At 48.0% G+C, this 15,341-nt stretch carries 17 protein-coding genes and 1 riboswitch; of the genes, 10 read left to right on the plus strand and 7 right to left on the minus strand.

The window, feature by feature from the left end; all coding sequences use genetic code 11:
• Positions 1-25: 25 nt before the first annotated feature.
• Positions 26-508, minus strand: coding sequence for a metal-dependent hydrolase (locus ACH32G_RS08505; RefSeq protein WP_016937948.1), 483 nt, complete (start codon positions 506-508; stop codon positions 26-28).
• 183 nt (positions 509-691) lie between these two features.
• On the opposite strand from ACH32G_RS08505, the gene sspJ reads away from it, so the two are divergent.
• Entirely contained in the window at positions 692-832 is a 141-nt protein-coding gene (sspJ, locus tag ACH32G_RS08510) for a small acid-soluble spore protein SspJ (RefSeq protein WP_007410034.1), read from the plus strand.
• A 122-nt stretch (positions 833-954) separates the two neighbouring features.
• Positions 955-1,136, plus strand: a riboswitch (Lysine riboswitch).
• Between the two features lie 108 nt (positions 1,137-1,244).
• Positions 1,245-2,657, plus strand: coding sequence for an amino acid permease (locus ACH32G_RS08515; RefSeq protein WP_060964289.1), 1,413 nt, complete (start codon positions 1,245-1,247; stop codon positions 2,655-2,657).
• 48 nt (positions 2,658-2,705) lie between these two features.
• On the opposite strand, the gene ACH32G_RS08520 is transcribed toward ACH32G_RS08515, so the two are convergent.
• Positions 2,706-3,620, minus strand: a complete 915-nt coding sequence (locus ACH32G_RS08520; RefSeq protein WP_415273018.1) for a class I SAM-dependent methyltransferase — start codon at positions 3,618-3,620, stop codon at positions 2,706-2,708.
• A 147-nt stretch (positions 3,621-3,767) separates the two neighbouring features.
• The gene (locus ACH32G_RS08525; protein WP_415273019.1) at positions 3,768-4,706 is read right to left on the minus strand and encodes an iron-hydroxamate ABC transporter substrate-binding protein; all 939 of its coding nucleotides are present in this window, start codon (positions 4,704-4,706) and stop codon (positions 3,768-3,770) included.
• A 248-nt stretch (positions 4,707-4,954) separates the two neighbouring features.
• On the opposite strand from ACH32G_RS08525, the gene ACH32G_RS08530 reads away from it, so the two are divergent.
• The 3 genes from ACH32G_RS08530 to ACH32G_RS08540 are packed head-to-tail and all read left to right on the plus strand — an operon-like array spanning position 4,955 to position 7,824.
• A complete protein-coding gene (locus ACH32G_RS08530; protein ID WP_415273089.1) occupies positions 4,955-5,992 on the plus strand; it encodes a FecCD family ABC transporter permease in 1,038 nt (345 codons plus the stop codon).
• Positions 5,992-7,002 carry a FecCD family ABC transporter permease gene (locus ACH32G_RS08535; RefSeq protein ID WP_016937953.1) on the plus strand — a complete coding sequence of 337 codons (1,011 nt, stop codon included), beginning with the start codon at positions 5,992-5,994 and terminating at the stop codon, positions 7,000-7,002. The genes ACH32G_RS08530 and ACH32G_RS08535 overlap by 1 nt, the downstream gene beginning before the upstream one ends.
• A gap of 18 nt (positions 7,003-7,020) precedes the next feature.
• The gene (locus tag ACH32G_RS08540; protein ID WP_063094432.1) at positions 7,021-7,824 is read left to right on the plus strand and encodes an ABC transporter ATP-binding protein; all 804 of its coding nucleotides are present in this window, start codon (positions 7,021-7,023) and stop codon (positions 7,822-7,824) included.
• 36 nt (positions 7,825-7,860) lie between these two features.
• Here ACH32G_RS08540 and ACH32G_RS08545 read toward each other — a convergent pair whose 3' ends face one another.
• The 3 genes from ACH32G_RS08545 to ACH32G_RS08555 all read right to left on the minus strand — a co-directional run bounded on the left by ACH32G_RS08545 (position 7,861) and on the right by ACH32G_RS08555 (position 9,781).
• The gene (locus ACH32G_RS08545; protein WP_415273020.1) at positions 7,861-8,283 is read right to left on the minus strand and encodes a regulatory YrvL family protein; all 423 of its coding nucleotides are present in this window, start codon (positions 8,281-8,283) and stop codon (positions 7,861-7,863) included.
• Between the two features lie 65 nt (positions 8,284-8,348).
• Positions 8,349-9,509, minus strand: a complete 1,161-nt coding sequence (locus tag ACH32G_RS08550; protein WP_016937955.1) for an oxalate decarboxylase family bicupin — start codon at positions 9,507-9,509, stop codon at positions 8,349-8,351.
• A 116-nt stretch (positions 9,510-9,625) separates the two neighbouring features.
• The gene (locus tag ACH32G_RS08555; RefSeq protein ID WP_016937956.1) at positions 9,626-9,781 is read right to left on the minus strand and encodes a YvrJ family protein; all 156 of its coding nucleotides are present in this window, start codon (positions 9,779-9,781) and stop codon (positions 9,626-9,628) included.
• A 240-nt stretch (positions 9,782-10,021) separates the two neighbouring features.
• On the opposite strand from ACH32G_RS08555, the gene ACH32G_RS08560 reads away from it, so the two are divergent.
• The 5 genes from ACH32G_RS08560 (at position 10,022) to ACH32G_RS08580 (ending at position 14,356) form a co-directional block, all read left to right on the plus strand.
• Positions 10,022-10,552, plus strand: coding sequence for a sigma-70 family RNA polymerase sigma factor (locus ACH32G_RS08560; RefSeq protein ID WP_095241447.1), 531 nt, complete (start codon positions 10,022-10,024; stop codon positions 10,550-10,552).
• A 3-nt stretch (positions 10,553-10,555) separates the two neighbouring features.
• Entirely contained in the window at positions 10,556-10,792 is a 237-nt protein-coding gene (gene rsoA, locus ACH32G_RS08565; RefSeq protein WP_016937958.1) for a sigma-O factor regulator RsoA, read from the plus strand.
• 172 nt (positions 10,793-10,964) lie between these two features.
• Positions 10,965-11,672 (plus strand): response regulator transcription factor, encoded by a 708-nt coding sequence (locus ACH32G_RS08570; protein ID WP_016937959.1) that lies wholly within the window; start codon positions 10,965-10,967, stop codon positions 11,670-11,672.
• Positions 11,669-13,411 (plus strand): sensor histidine kinase, encoded by a 1,743-nt coding sequence (locus ACH32G_RS08575; protein WP_448814212.1) that lies wholly within the window; start codon positions 11,669-11,671, stop codon positions 13,409-13,411. Before ACH32G_RS08570 ends, ACH32G_RS08575 begins: the two co-directional genes overlap by 4 nt.
• Positions 13,412-13,477: 66 nt before the next feature.
• Entirely contained in the window at positions 13,478-14,356 is an 879-nt protein-coding gene (locus ACH32G_RS08580; RefSeq protein WP_045925977.1) for an SMP-30/gluconolactonase/LRE family protein, read from the plus strand.
• Between the two features lie 48 nt (positions 14,357-14,404).
• Here the strand turns inward: ACH32G_RS08580 and ACH32G_RS08585 are convergent, their stop codons facing one another.
• Positions 14,405-15,196 (minus strand): SDR family NAD(P)-dependent oxidoreductase, encoded by a 792-nt coding sequence (locus tag ACH32G_RS08585; protein ID WP_016937962.1) that lies wholly within the window; start codon positions 15,194-15,196, stop codon positions 14,405-14,407.
• Positions 15,197-15,341: the final 145 nt, after the last annotated feature.

A 15,341-nucleotide genomic window follows, 5' to 3' on the forward strand; every position in this document is an offset into this window, starting at 1 on the left:
CCTAAAAGCGAAAGACGCTTTTTGTTTAAGAGATGCGGCCGTGAACCAATTCGTATAAATAATAGCAGGATACAATCGTTAACCCGGCCAGCACAAGCTGCTCCGAAAAGCTCCCCGTCCTCATATAAAGGGGAAGACGGAAGCGGATGGTTGACGGAAACAGCAGTTTAATGCCGTTGACGGTCCATGCGTCAAGCACAAGGTGGCTTGCCATTCCGATCATCAGTCCGGCGGAGATGCTTGGATTCGGGATATAGGCTGCCGTGATGAAAAACATAATTAGCATAAACAGCAGACTGTGTGTAAACGTTCTGTGGCCGAACACCGTGCTTACGATTTTGGACAGAACGGGCAGCGTTCTGCCGATTTTGCTTTTCGTATGGCATATATCGGGAATCAGCGCCCCGAGGGCACCCGCGGAGGTCATAAGGACCGGATCATACCCGTAATAATACGCAATTGCGGAACAAGAAGCGATGCCTCCCATGATGTGTGTTTTTCCTGTCATTTTTCGCTTCTCCTTTTTATTTTTGCCAAAATCCCCTGAATTACAAATATATCAAGAGAATGCATGTTTGATCAACAAACTTTACCTGTTCCGCCAAAAGGAAGGAGGATCGGATTCCGCATATTCTGCCGCGGAAAAAGACACATTATAGGTGTACCTATATTTGATAAAGAGGTGATACAGATGGCTTTCTTTAACAAAGAAAAAGGCAAAAACAGCGATAAAAACAAAAACGTCATTCAAGGTGCGCTTGAGGACGCCGGTGCAGCTCTGAAAGACGATCCGCTTCAAGAAGCTGTTCAAAAGAAAAAAAACAACCGCTGACCATATAAAACGGGTAGGGCGAATGCTCTATCCGTTTTCCGTCTAATTTTTCCCTTTGACAGATCTTTTTATCTCTGATAACCTCTGAGTAGAATTGAATGATAAAAATCCTCACTCTTTCTCGGTGAGGTAGAGGTTGCGCTTGATGATGAGTCGCACATGCCAGGCTGATAAGGGGCCGCAAAACATGTGTTAAAGGCATCAGCGCCGAAGTGTAAAGAAAGCCGATCCTTCTTTATGCTGGGACTGTATCTGAATAAGTGCAGGACTGCCGCGTGCTTTTTCGCGGAGGGCTATCCGGAGATCAAGGGTGTGTGTTTCTTTAAGCATGGACTTTTGTTCAGGCTTTTTTTGTGTGTAAATATGGTCTCGGGGTCTGGTCCGTACGAATGAACAACCAGGAGGTACAGGAATGGAACAGACGAAAAAATGGGGTTTTTGGTTATTAACGGCATTTGTCGTAGGAAATATGGTAGGCTCGGGCATCTTTTCCCTTCCGAGCACGCTCGCAAAAATCGCGAGCCCGTTCGGCGCTACATCGGCATGGCTTTTAACGGGAGCCGGTGTGTTAATGATCGCGCTTGTCTTTGGTCACTTATCCATCCGCAAGCCTGAGCTGACGGCGGGGCCGCAAAGCTATGCGAGAGCGCTGTTCAGCGATCGGAAAAAAGGGAACGCAGCCGGATTCACGATGGTGTGGGGCTATTGGGTTGCGAGCTGGATCAGCAACGTGGCGATCATCACCAGCCTTGCCGGATATTTAACTTCTTTTTTCCCGATTTTAACGGATAAGCGTGAAATGTTTTCAATCGGCGGTCAGGCGGTTACACTTGGCCAGCTGCTGACGTTTGCCGTATGTACGGTTTTATTATGGGGCACTCACACGATTCTCGTCTCCAGCATGAACGGTGCGAGTAAATTAAATTTCGTTACGACGTTTTCAAAAGTATTAGGATTTATCTTCTTTATCATTGCAGGTTTGTTTGTGTTTCAAACGTCGTTTTTCGATCATTTTTATTTTCCGGTTCAAACAGGTCCTCACACGGTTGAGGGAATCGGCGGTCAGGTCCACAATGCGGCGATTTCAACATTATGGGCGTTCGTCGGAATTGAATCGGCAGTCATCTTATCCGGGCGCGCCCGTTCGCAGCGCGACGTGAAACGCGCCACCATTACCGGCTTATTGATTGCGCTCAGCATCTATATCATCGTGACATTGATTACGATGGGCGTGCTTCCGCATGGTAAGCTTGTCGGCTCGGAAAAACCGTTTGTTGACGTATTATACGCGATCGTCGGCAATGCGGGAAGCATCATTATGGCAATTTTGGCGATCCTCTGTCTGTTCGGGACGATGCTCGGCTGGATTCTTCTCGGCTCTGAAGTTCCGTATCAAGCCGCGAAATCAGGAGACTTTCCCGCCGCTTTTGCAAAAACGAATAAACAGGGCAGCCCGGTTGTGTCATTAATCGTCACGAACGTGATGTCACAGATCTTTATCTTTTCGGTTATTTCCCGGACAATCAGTGACGCGTTTACGTTTTTAACAACGGCGGCGACACTCGCTTATCTGATTCCGTATCTCGTATCTGCGTTTTACAGCCTGAAGCTCGTGCTGACGGGTGAAACGTATGACGAAATCAAGGGTTCAAGAGTGAAGGACGGTTTCATTGCTATCCTTGCCTGCATCTATTCTTTTTACGTCATTATTACGGGAACGGCCGATTTAACGACCTTTATTCTCGGGATCGGGCTGTTTTTCGTCGGTTTGCTGTTATATCCTTTCGTTTCAAAGAAATTTGCAAACAACAGACAATCCGTATAAAAAAAAGACATCTCACGTCTGTGGGATGTCTTTTTTTGCGTCAGCGGATTACTTTTTGACGGCGTGTATATAATGAATGGTCTCGAATGCGGTTAAATGGTCAGTGCGCCCGCTGAAAAAACGGTCATTGATTACCGTTGGAGATAAATGTTCATAAATAAGCAGGCCTGATGATTCTAACAGCTTTTCAATTTCTTTATAGCTGAAACACGACAGCATCGGTTCTCCGCCTGCCGCAGCCATTTTCACCATGTTCTCCACTCTGTTTGACAGTCCTTTTTCTTCAAAGAGCGATTCATCCGCATAATCAAACACGACAGAGCTGCCGGGCGGGACTTCGGCAAATAATTGTGTAAGCAGGCGGGCCAGATGCTTTTTCGTAAGATAATATGACACACCGAGCAGGCTGAAAAAGGTTTTTCGGCGGGAAAAACCTTCCTGATTCAGACGGCTGAAAGAAAGCGGAGCCGTAAAGTCCATCGGCGCAAAATGAAGACGGCTCGGGATATCGCGCTCCAGACGTTTTAATCTGCTTAATTTGTCTTCCTGTGAAGCGCGGAGATCCACTTCAAAGATGTCTGTGCTGTTTGTCACCTCGGGATGCCTGAAACAGAAAGTATCCAGCCCTGCGCCGAGGATGACATATTGTTTGGCCCCGAGCTTCACTTCATTCAAAAGCACTTCTTCACAATATGCCGCACGGGCTAACGGTGTAGGAGACAGCTGAACTTGAGTCACCCATTTTAAGATGTCATCCGGTTTGCCTTGAAGCTTCCGGGCCATGTCTTTGCTGAAAAATGATATACCTTGAATCAAATGATCGCTGATGTCCGACAGCTCTTTTTCAGATAAAAGATCTTGTGCCAAGAAATCATCAAATATCACCGGTGTGTCGTATTTACTGTGGTACGCCCTTACGAAAGCCGACAGCAGGGAAGTCATACTCGCTTTATTTTCTCTCATATTAAAGATCCTCCGTTATTTACATCAATCTTCGGCCGGGAGAATCTCATTATACAAGTTAATCCAAAAATGTAAATTATAGAATAAATAAATTTTTTTGTCAAGTTTTTGGCGTCATAAAAAGCCGCTGTGACAGCGGCTCCCGGGTTACTTTGTTAAGCTTTTTGTGATGTAGTCGAGCTGGCCTTCGAGTGAGATCGGGTCTGAGAAATAGAAGCCGATCGGATCAATGTGATAGACATGGTGTTGCTTGACGGCATCGAGATTCTTCCAGATTGAACTGTCAAGCACGCCTTTGTCGTCACCGCCGGCCTGCCATGGCCCCATAAAGATATAGTCTCCCGCGAAGTCAGGCAGTTTTTCAAGTGAAATGCTGGCGTAGCCCGGCCCTTGATTAATGGCTTTTTCCTTCGTCAGTTTTGTGGCTTTCAGCCCGAGTTTGTCATAAATGATGCTTCCGCCGCGGCCGAAGTCTTTACCGAATACATAGATGTCTTTTCCGTTTGTCTGCATGATGGAGATGGTTTTTGAGCCGACCGCTTTTTGAACTTTTGTTTTAGCGGCAGCGGTTTTCTTATCCCATTCAGCCAGCCATTTATCTGCTTTATCTTCAGTGCCTGTCATTTTCGCAAACTCTTTGAATTGATCAATGTTGCTGAGCTTGTCATATTTAATGGCGATGGTCGGCGCGATTTTTTCCAGTTTTTCAATATCGGCGCCTTGTGTCGTCCAGACAACGATTAAATCAGGCTTTAAGTCAATGATTTTCTCAACGGACATGCCGTTGCCGATGTTTGTCACACCGTTTGTTTTCCCTTTGTAATAAGGGTTTTTAAATACGTTTTGCGGCGCGCCGACAACATTGATGCCGAGCTGTTTGAAGTCGCCGTAGTAGCCGTCAGCCATGACGACGACACGTTTCGGGTGCTTCGGAATTTTAATATTGCCGTTTTCGGCTTTATAAGTGACGGTTTCTCCTTTTTCAGAAGAGCCTTTCGTGTCTGAAGAATTTCCGCATGCGGCCAAAGCGGCGATGAGCAGCACGGCAATCAGCGCAGCGCCGATTTTCTTGTATGTATGGAACATCTGACATTCCTTCTTTCATAAAAAAATAGTGATAAAGAGAATCATTATCAGTGTGATTATATCACTGCTTTTATAGAGAAGCACGCTCTTTTTAAAGAAAAGCTTTCTTTTATGATATGAAATTAGGTCTATTAAAAGAGAAGATAAAAGTGCTATACTGAAACAAGTCATTGATAATCATTATCATTACCATTCTTGTTTTGAGAAAGGAAGAACGAGTGTTGGGTCTATTAAAAAAGAAGCAGACAATGACGGCTCAAGGGGCATCAGGGAGCGAAATCCAGTGGACGGCGCGTTCATTCCGGGCGGCTGTGCTGTTGTGTGCCGGTATTGCGGTTTTATTGATCGGCGCGGCCTTGTCTGTTTCCATCGGAGCTGCCGATATTCATCTGCGGACGGTGTGGGATGCTCTCTTTCACTTTCAGCCGCAAAATACATCTCATCAAATCATACGCGATCTGAGGCTGCCGAGAACTGCCGCCGCCGCGCTCGTCGGGGCTTTTTTAGCTGTGTCCGGGGCGATCATGCAGGGGCTGACGCGGAACCCGCTTGCTGAGCCTTCCATTATGGGCGTGACGTCGGGGTCGGGTTTTGCGATCGCTTTGGCATTTGCTTTTTTTCCGGGGCTCTCTGCCGCAGGGCTTGTTTTGTGGTCCTTTATGGGAGCGGGAATCGGGGCGCTCATTGTGTTTGGCATCGGCCTATTTTCAAAAGGCGGGCTGACACCGGTGAAGCTCGCGCTGGCCGGTACGGCGGTCGGCTATTTCTTAACGGGGCTTTCAAGCGCGATTGCGATCCGTTTTGATGTCGCTCAGGATGTGAAGTTCTGGTATGCCGGAGGAGTCGCGTCCGTGAAATGGGAGGGCGTCCAGCTGCTTTTGGCAGTCGGCGCCATCGGGCTTTTGCTCGCATTTCTGATTGCGCGCTCAGTGACGGTGCTGAGCTTGGGTGAGGAGCTTGCGAAAGGGCTCGGGCAGTACACGGCGCTTGTGAAAGTCATCGGAATGGTTGTCGTTGTCCTCTTGACGGGGGCTTCAGTCTCAGTCGCCGGAGCCATTTCTTTTATCGGCTTGGTGATTCCGCACATCACCCGTTTTTTAGTCGGTGTAGATTACAGATGGATTATTCCTTGTTCGGCGGTATTCGGCGCCGTTTTGTTAGTCTTCAGTGACATTGCGGCCAGACTCGTCAATGCGCCGTTTGAAACACCGGTCGGCGCTTTAACGGCCCTTATCGGCGTTCCCTTTTTCTTTTATTTGGCGCGCAGGGAAAGGAGAGGGCTGTAATGAATGTGAAATCGAAAAAACCGCTGGCGGTTATAGCCGTTACGTTTTTGCTCATATGCATCGTCTTTTTTATCAGCTTAAATATGGGTGTAATCCGGATTGCGCCTTTCGATGCGTTACGTGTCTTTTTCGGACAGGGGGATGCCCGGGATCAGCTCGTTTTATTTGAATTCAGACTGCCGCGCATGGTGCTGTCATTGCTGGTCGGGGCCGGAATCGCGGTTTCAGGCGCGATTTTTCAAAGCGTGTCTCAAAATGACTTGGCGGAGCCGGGCATTCTCGGTATCAACGCCGGAGCGTCTTTGGCGGTCGTTCTGTTTATCTTCTTTTTCCAAGGGTCTGCTGCTGATTTAAGCATGTTCAGTACATGGCTGCTTCCGGTGAGCGCTTTGGCGGGGGCTTTTCTGGCTGTACTGCTCATCTATGTGCTCGCTTGGAAAAAAGGTGTTTCGCCTGTCCGGCTCATTTTGGTCGGGATCGGCGTTAATGCGGGGTTTAATGCGCTTCTCTTGATTTTTCAGCTGAAAATGGACCCGCGGGACTTCATGCAGGCGCTTGTATGGATTTCCGGTTCGATTTGGAATGCCAATTGGAAAATGGTGCTGTCCATTTTGCCGTGGCTGCTGGTTCTTTTGCCGTTCAGCCTCTATAAAGCGAGATATTTAAACGTGCTCCAGCTCGGTGACCAGCTGGCGGCGGGACTCGGCACCCGGGTCGAAAAGGAACGGCGCATTCTGCTGTTTTCAGCTGCCGCCTTGGCCGCGTCATGTGTTGCGGCAGCCGGCGGAATCGCTTTTCTCGGATTGATTGCCCCGCATTTGGCCAGAAGGCTTACCGGGCCGCGCCACCAGACGCTTATCCCGGTTTCGGCTTTAATCGGCGCATTTTTATTTCTGCTCGCTGATACGCTGGCGAGAAATGTGCTTGCGCCGTCCGAGGTTCCGGTCGGCTTGGTGATTTCCGTGCTCGGAGCGCCGTATTTTGTATATTTGCTGATGAAAACGAAATAGAGGAAGGAGACTGCCGCGATGAACTCATTATCGGCGGAACAGCTTACTGTCGGTTATGGAGACCGTCTGATAGCGAAAGAATTGGACATCGCCATACCGAAAGGGAAAATAACAACGCTGATCGGCCCAAACGGATGCGGAAAATCGACGGTTCTTAAGACGATGTCAAGAATCATGAAACCGAAATCCGGCGCCGTTTATTTAAACGGACAGGCGATCATGCAAAAATCCACGAAGGACATCGCCAAGGAAATGGCCATCCTTCCGCAGACGCCTGAAGCGCCGAGCGGGCTGACGGTATACGAACTTGTTTCTTACGGCAGGTTTCCGCATCAGTCCGGAATGGGCCGCTTGAGTGATAAAGACCGTGATATGATCAAATGGGCGCTTGAAGAGACGGGGATGGCCGAATTTTACGACCGGCCGATCGAAGCGCTTTCCGGAGGACAGCGGCAGCGTGTGTGGATCGCCATGGCGCTCGCTCAGGAAACGGAGCTGCTGCTTCTTGATGAACCGACCACTTATTTAGATCTCGCCCATCAGCTTGAAATTCTGCAGCTGTTGGACAAATTAAACAAAGAGCAGGGGCGCACGATTTTAATGGTTATTCATGATCTGAACCATGCCGCCCGTTTTTCCCATTATATGATTGCGCTGAAAAAAGGGCGCGTCATCAAGGAAGGGACGGCGGAGGAAGTCATGACGCCCGGCATATTGGAAGACGTGTTTCAGATTGACGCACAGATCGTTAAAGATCCGCGCACGAACAAACCCGTCTGCTTGACATACGATTTAATCCGGCATGAAAGTGCCACGGTATGACGGTAAAAACGCAGAACCATTTCGGTCTGCGTTTTTTTATTGCGCCCGGGGCTGCTTTTGCCCGGAGACGCATTTATCCAAAACGAAAAAAACCCCCGCCACAATCAGCTCCTCGGTCGTTGACAGCCAAATCTTTTCAATCATTTTATCCGTCGTATACGCAGTCATCCAGAGGAACAGCAGCTGAACGGTGCTGGCTAAAAGAAGAAAAGGCAGCCTGCCCGTCCTAAAAAAAGTAAAGCTATGTATCATCAGCCGCTCAAGCGGTTCAAAACATAAACCGAGAAGAATAAAAAGCACGGAAAAAAGCAGGACGTACGCTATTGATCCGTAGCTCGTCCCGGCTAATGAAAAAACGGTCATCATCACGATGAAATACCCGAATAATACGGCGGCCGCTGCCAGGGCATACCTGAGCACCTGGAGAAAAAACAATTTCGGCCCGTTTTGATTGATCATCTGCTCAGCTCCTTTTTACACAGAGGAGACTTGCAGAGACGGACTCTGCAAGTCGGTGTGTGTCTTCAGCATTTCTTTTTGACGACAGGGTGTTTCTCTTTCGAAAGAATATCCGTAAAGTCTTTGCCCAGATCCAGATGCTGCTGGACGAATTTCTCAGGAAGCATGGCGAGCCATTGGTTCAGAGACACGTCGGCGTAGTGGTCATCCTTGAAGATTTCCAAGAAGACGAGCGGCTCATCCCCCAGATTCTCTACATAATGGCCCATGGCGAACGGAACGTAGCCGACATCTCCGGCCTGATAGTTGAAAGTTCTCGCATGGCCGTCCGAAGCAAACACCGTCATTCGTCCTTTACCGGAAATATAATACTGCCATTCATGCGTATTCGGATGCCAATGCAGCTCTCTCATTGCGCCCGGTTCGACCACGACAAGCGCTGAAGCGATCGTTTTGGACACTTTGAAATTTGTGGAATCCGCAATATATACTTTGCCGCCGTCCGTTTCAGCAGTCGGACCTTCATCCAGCAGACGGTAGGTGAACGGGTAAGGCACCTCGCCGTTCGGTCCTTCCACAATGTCATCTTTCAGCTTGCCGGGAACAGGTTCTTCAAAGATATATTTTTCTTTCCCCGGCAGTCCGGCAAGGTCTTTTTCTGAAACCCCGAAGTTGCTGGCGATGACATCAAGCGGTGTGTGGGCAAGCCAGTCAGTTACTTGGAACGTGCTGTTTTCTGAGAATGAACCGTCATCAAAGACTAAAAGGAATTCACAGCCTTCTTTCAGCGCCTGAATGGAGTGCGGCAGGCCTGATGGGAAATACCACAGATCTCCTTCTTTCACGTCATCAATAAAACTGCGTCCCTGTTCATCAACAATTGTGACCCGCGCTTTGCCCGTCAGCATATATGCCCATTCCGCTTCTTTATGCCAATGCAGCTCACGGATGGCGCCCGGTTTTAAACGCATGTTGACAGATGCGAGATTTTTAGAAATCGGCAGCTCGCGGACGGTTACCTCACGTGCGTATCCGCCCTTTTCCAGCCGGTTATGCACATCTGAGAAAGAGAATTTCATATTATCCACCGTGCCGTGATCCGTTTCCGGCGGCGTCAGCATATCCGGATTTTGGCGGTCTCTTTCCAGGTTGCGCGGTATCGTGACGGTCGCTCCTTTGTCTCCTCTGATCGGCTGCGGGATATTGCAGTTGTTTTCTTTTGACATGTAAATCGTCTCCTCTCAAGCTTTGGTTTTCAGAAAGAGAATGTGAAAGGCCTTTCGTTTTCCCTTCTGCTTTGTTAAGTGATGCGTCCTGATGAAAAGTCAACTTCGTGTGAAAATTAATTTTTCATTTTCTGGTCTTTCAGCTCCGCCATCAGCTCGATCAGGGCGTCAAACTTCTTCTCAAACCGTGTGAGAAGATACATGGCAATCAGAGCCGGAAAGCCGAGATTGCCGATCTGTCTGACAACTTCTTCTATAAAAACCTGATCCATCACCAGCCACCTCCTGACTTGACCTGCAGTCATGTATATAAGTGAAAGAACGTGCTGCTCTTGTAAACCTGATATCCGGGCGAGAGTCTTTTTTTGTTCCGGCAAAACCGGGACATAAGGAGTGTGAAACCTTAGTCGGAAAGGAGTAGTTTACTTTTTTTTGCTTTCTTTCATTTAATTTAAATAGGAGGCGGTTTTATGGACTATCAAGTTCTTTTACGGTCAAAATGCAAGGAAATCATGAAACATCCGATCGTCAAACATTTCTTGAGTGACCCTAAGCATTACGAGAAATTTAAAAATGTGCTCGAACATTCAGACGAGAAGGATGCAAAATCACTGGACGAACATTTTAAGCAGTTTTATAAGGAAATCCGGATCATCAAATATATGAATTCTATGATCCGGATTTTCTCCATCGACTTTGACAAGCGCATCCGCAAAAATCAGAAGCGCTATCCGCTTACGGTGGATCAGCCGGAAGGAGGTGAAGCGCTTCCCTATGAAATGGGAAAAGACGCGTATGAAGAGTTTCTGCGGCAGCAGGGGGATTTGAGCCAGCATGTCCAAAACAGGGATTTATACGAAGCGCTCCAGACGTTAACCGATAAACAAAAAAGCGTGCTGACGAATATTTATCTTCACGGAGCGACAATGAAGGAGATTGCCGAGTCTCTGGGGGAATCACGGCAGAACATTTCCAATATTCATAAAAAGGGTCTCGACAATCTCAGAAAGCAGCTGGACAAGCAGAAAAAAGGGGGAAAATAAGCAGTGAACGGGCCATTTGACTTCAATAAGGGGAAAACAGATATCGACGAAATGGAACTTTTAATTTCGCGTTTTTCGCCAATGATAAAAAAAAAACTGAGCAATACGTCTTACCAGGAAAGAGAAGATCTGGAACAGGAATTGAAGATTAAAATCGTTGAGAAAGCGGACATGCTGTTATGCCAGGAAGTGCCGGGATTTTGGGAATTTATTCTTCATCTTATAAATGAAAGCTCCTGACAAAGCGGCGGGATGATTGGGATTCCGCTCTGACACCGCGAGAAAAACGAGAGGAGATGTCCGGTCTCGTTTTTCTTTTCTGTTTCCCCGCAAGACCTCCGCACTAAAAAAGTACCAAATCTTATCCATATAATGATATGATGAAAAAAACAAAGAGAAAGGAACGTCCAAGGTGGAAAATGCGTCAATTTTAATTGTAGACGATGAGAAGGCGATCGTTGATATGGTCAAGCGCGTTCTCGTCAAAGAAGGCTATCACAACATTAAGACAGCAGGCAGCGCAGAGGAAGCGATTGAGTTTGTTAAACATGAGACAGCGGATCTGCTCGTGCTGGATGTGATGATGGAAGGCATGTCCGGTTTTGAGGCATGCGCCGAAATCCGGAACTATACCGACGCTCCGATCTTTTTTCTGACTGCCCGGTCGTCTGATGCGGATAAGCTGTCAGGATTTGCATTGGGAGCTGACGATTATATAACAAAGCCGTTTAATCCGCTTGAATTGGCGGCGCGGATCAGGGCGACGTTGAAGAGAACCTATAAGCGCGAAGAGAAAACGTACTCATACAGCCATTTTTCCTATTCGCCGCAAAACGCCGAGCTGATTGTCGGGGGCGAGCCCGTCAGCTGCTCCGCACAGCTTCTGCAATTGCTTCAATATTTCTGTGAACATCCTGATGTGGTGCTCTCTAAAGACCAGATCTATGAAAAAGTATGGGGCTACCCGTCTTACGGCGACAACAACACCGTCATGGTTCACATCCGCAAGCTCAGAGAAAAGATTGAAAAAGACCCCAGCAATCCGTCCTATATTGTGACGGTGCGCGGCCTCGGTTATCGGTTTATTCCCGATCAAGGAGAAAAAGGAACCCGCTCATGAGAATGCGCGGAAAATTTCTGCTTCACTTTTTCGGTCAGCTGCTGCTTGTCATCCTGCTGATGTCCGTTTTGGCCGTCGCTTCTTTCTTCTATTTGGATTGGCGTTTCAGCGAAGCGGAAGCCAATGCAGGACTTACTAAAGCGACGGCAGACTCGTTTGAAGCGTGGCTTGATAAAAACGAAGACGGCACATGGGATGTCGATGAATTTTTAAAGATGTCGGTCAGAAAGCAGAAGGGCTGGCTGCAGATCATTAATGACAAAGAAAAAACGGACTACGCGTACAGAGTGCCGAAAGACGTCCCGAGCCATTACAGCAGAAAAGATCTCTTATCCATTTATCAGTATCGGAATTTCGACAGCTATAAGCTGAACTACTGGACGGTCACGATTAATGATGAGACCTATCTGATTCTGTTCGGCTGGAAATCCGCCAGTGAGCAGCTTCTCACTTACATCGAGTCCCAGGAGCCATCCCTCGCTTCTCTTTCTCAATATAAAAAAAGCACGGTTGATTATATTAAACGGGAAAAAGGGGCGGTCTACCTTCTCGAAGACAGCGGCAGACTGCTCGGGGATATCAACAGCACAAAAAAAGAGCGGAACACCGTCAATGAGCTTGAATTGCTGAAATACAATTCCAAACCGTGGAATTACAAGCGGGAGATTTCTTTTAAAAGGCTCGATAAAACGAAATGGATGGTCGCTTCTGTGCCGAACCCTGTGTACATTCCCGATCATGAGTTTAACAAGTCATTTCTGAGAAATGTGTTGAAAACCCTCTTCCTCTTGATCGGAGTCTTAGTATTGATGATCTGCATCCTGACCATCTGGTACTCTTTCCGTTTCGGCTGGCCGCTGTTTCATACCATCAAATGGCTCGTCAATTTATCAAAGGGCCGGCTTGAAGAGCCGAAGAACCGCAAAGGACAGCCGGTCAGCAAAAATAAAAAAGGCAAAACAAAGCAGCCGTTCCGCTTTTTCGCTGAGATTTTCGAATCAATGGATCAGCTGACGGACACGCTGAAGCGGGATAAGAAAAACAGAGAAAAAATCCAGGCGACAAGGGAAGAGTGGATCGCCGGTCTGAGCCATGACTTGAAAACCCCGCTGAGCACGATTTACGGCTACAGCATGATGCTTGAATCGAAGCAATACGACTGGACCCCGGAAGAAGTCAAAGAAATGGGGCAGATCGTCCGGGAAAAATCAGAATATATGTCGAAGCTGATTGAGGACTTGAACTTGACATACCGTCTGAAAAACGCCGCCCTCCCGATCGAACGGCGCCTGATTAACGTCGTTCCGTTTATCAGAAACGTCACGAACGATTTCACGAAAAACACGTTCTCGGAAGGCTATGACATCGCCTTTGAAACCAAAAAGGAAGATATTCTTTTCGCCATTGATGAAGCATGGTTCCGCCGTATTCTGGAGAATCTGCTGGCAAACGCGGTAAAGCATAATAAAAAAGGGACCGCCATTCGGGTCGTGCTTGAGGAATCAGCAGAACAGCTCATTCTGAAGGTGAAAGATAACGGAAGAGGAATGGACGACGAAACGATTCACCAGCTGTTTAACCGTTATTACCGGGGAACGAATACGAAGGGGCCGTCAGAAGGAACTGGGCTCGGGCTCGCCATTGCCAAGGAGCTGGTTCACCTTCATAACGGAACCATTCATGTCAACAGCAGAATCAGCGCCGGAACGGTGATTACGATTCTTTTTAAGAAAGATTGAGTTTGGACGCCGCTTTGTCGGGAATAACAATAGAAGACTGACAAGCAAAAGAAGAGGTGTTCACACATGGAAGCAGCATTACGAGCAGATACGAGAGCAGTTATAGGAGAAGGCCCTTTATGGGATAAGGACAAGCAATGCCTGTACTGGGTGGATATACTGGGCAGCCAGCTCCATATTTTCACTCCGGCTGACGGAATCAACCGTTCCGTTAAATTCAAATCATTTGTCACGGCTCTGGCCTTGTATTCAAAGGAAGAGCTGGTGATGACGATGAAAGACGGATTTTACCTGTACAATCTCCGGGAAGACACATTGACGAAGATGAAGCAGCCGAAAGACATGCGGGAAGATATCCGTTTCAATGACGCCAAATGCGACCCGTCCGGAAGATTATGGGCGGGGACGACGAGCATGGAAGGCAAAGAAGAGGAGGCTTCGCTGTACCGTCTGAATACGGACGGCAGTCTTGCCAAAATAAAAGACCAGGTCTCCACTTCGAACGGTTTGGATTGGGATCGGGATCGAAACCTGATGTACTATATTGATACTCCGACGCAGGAAATCGTCTGTTATGCATACGATCCTGAAACCGGAGCCGTATCAGATCCGAAAACGGTCTACCGCTTTCCGGAGTCGCAAGGATCTCCCGACGGGATGACTATTGACCGTGACGGAATGCTGTGGGTGGCTCTGTTCGGAGGCGGCCGTGCCGTCCGGATTGACCCGTTTTCGCATAAGGAAATTGCATCTATTGAAGTTCCCGCAAAATACGTCACCTGCTGTGCGTTCGGAGGAAGGGAGCTCAACACATTATACATTACGACCGCGACGGAAAAATTGACGGAAGCCGAAAGACTTGAACAGCCGCATGCGGGCGGCCTGTTTTCCGCAGAGCTTGAGACAGGCGGCTGGGAGCCGGTTCCGTTTGCAGGCCTCATGTAAAAAAGCCCTGGCATATGGGAACAGTCCCATTGTGCCGGGCTTTTTTTGTTAAATGGAGCGGATGATGCCGCCTTCAACCCGCTGTGCGGTGCCGTTAATGGCAGATGCCGCAGCTGAAGCGAGAAATACAATCGTATTGGCGACTTCTTCCGGGGTCGCATAGCGCTGGATCAAAGATGTCGGTTCATTCACTTTAAAATAATCCCGAACGAAGCTGTCCGTATCTTCTCCAGCGGCCTTTGCGGCTCCTTCCATGTAAGAAGCGACGCCTTCGGTCCATGTCGGTCCAGGCAGCACAGAGTTTACCGTGACATTCGTGCCTTTTGTCATTTCCGCCATCCCCCGTGACAAGCTGATTAACGCCGTTTTCGTCATTGAATACGGAATCATTTGCGCAAGCGGTTTGACACCGGCTTCACTGGAGATGTTCAAAATCCGTCCGCTGTTTCTTTCAAGCATTTGCGGCAGAAAACGCCGGCACAGGCGCACGGCGCTCATGACATTCACTTCAAAATACCGGGTCCATTCGTCATCAGATACATCCGCGAAGTCCTTTACTTCGAAAAAACCGAGGTTATTAACGAGAATATCGACTTCCCCGATTCCGGCGGCGCGCTTAATCAGGTCATCGGCCTCCTCCTGACGCGATAAATCTGCGGCGATGCCGTGAACCGTTCCGTAAGCGGAAAGCTCCTCAACCGTCCGTTCAACGGTTTCTTTTTTTCTTCCGTTTACAATCACCTCGGCGCCTTCGGTTAAAAAGCTTTTTGCCGCGGCTTTTCCGATGCCGGAAGTTGATCCTGTGATTAACACGAGTTTTCGTTCAAGCTGTAATTCCATGATGATCCTCCTTTTTACTCCATTGTGTAACAGTATACATGATGAATTTTAGTGTTTACGAATCATTTGCTTTCATGCAAAAAAGGCCGGATATACAAGCCTTCAAGACTTATAGTATAATTACTGCGAAAAAAGGATACGAATG

The organism is Bacillus sp. CIS52 (genome assembly GCF_053545315.1).

What these genes read in the sequence shown, in the direction of transcription:
- ACH32G_RS08505 (WP_016937948.1), bottom strand. Translation starts at nt 508, where the DNA reads ATGACAGGAAAAACACACATCATGGGAGGCATCGCTTCTTGTTCCGCA.
- sspJ (WP_007410034.1), top strand. Translation starts at nt 692, where the DNA reads ATGGCTTTCTTTAACAAAGAAAAAGGCAAAAACAGCGATAAAAACAAA.
- ACH32G_RS08515 (WP_060964289.1), top strand. Translation starts at nt 1,245, where the DNA reads ATGGAACAGACGAAAAAATGGGGTTTTTGGTTATTAACGGCATTTGTC.
- ACH32G_RS08520 (WP_415273018.1), bottom strand. Translation starts at nt 3,620, where the DNA reads ATGAGAGAAAATAAAGCGAGTATGACTTCCCTGCTGTCGGCTTTCGTA.
- ACH32G_RS08525 (WP_415273019.1), bottom strand. Translation starts at nt 4,706, where the DNA reads ATGTTCCATACATACAAGAAAATCGGCGCTGCGCTGATTGCCGTGCTG.
- ACH32G_RS08530 (WP_415273089.1), top strand. Translation starts at nt 4,955, where the DNA reads ATGACGGCTCAAGGGGCATCAGGGAGCGAAATCCAGTGGACGGCGCGT.
- ACH32G_RS08535 (WP_016937953.1), top strand. Translation starts at nt 5,992, where the DNA reads ATGAATGTGAAATCGAAAAAACCGCTGGCGGTTATAGCCGTTACGTTT.
- ACH32G_RS08540 (WP_063094432.1), top strand. Translation starts at nt 7,021, where the DNA reads ATGAACTCATTATCGGCGGAACAGCTTACTGTCGGTTATGGAGACCGT.
- ACH32G_RS08545 (WP_415273020.1), bottom strand. Translation starts at nt 8,283, where the DNA reads ATGATCAATCAAAACGGGCCGAAATTGTTTTTTCTCCAGGTGCTCAGG.
- ACH32G_RS08550 (WP_016937955.1), bottom strand. Translation starts at nt 9,509, where the DNA reads ATGTCAAAAGAAAACAACTGCAATATCCCGCAGCCGATCAGAGGAGAC.
- ACH32G_RS08555 (WP_016937956.1), bottom strand. Translation starts at nt 9,781, where the DNA reads ATGGATCAGGTTTTTATAGAAGAAGTTGTCAGACAGATCGGCAATCTC.
- ACH32G_RS08560 (WP_095241447.1), top strand. Translation starts at nt 10,022, where the DNA reads ATGAAACATCCGATCGTCAAACATTTCTTGAGTGACCCTAAGCATTAC.
- ACH32G_RS08575 (WP_448814212.1), top strand. Translation starts at nt 11,669, where the DNA reads ATGAGAATGCGCGGAAAATTTCTGCTTCACTTTTTCGGTCAGCTGCTG.
- ACH32G_RS08580 (WP_045925977.1), top strand. Translation starts at nt 13,478, where the DNA reads ATGGAAGCAGCATTACGAGCAGATACGAGAGCAGTTATAGGAGAAGGC.
- ACH32G_RS08585 (WP_016937962.1), bottom strand. Translation starts at nt 15,196, where the DNA reads ATGGAATTACAGCTTGAACGAAAACTCGTGTTAATCACAGGATCAACT.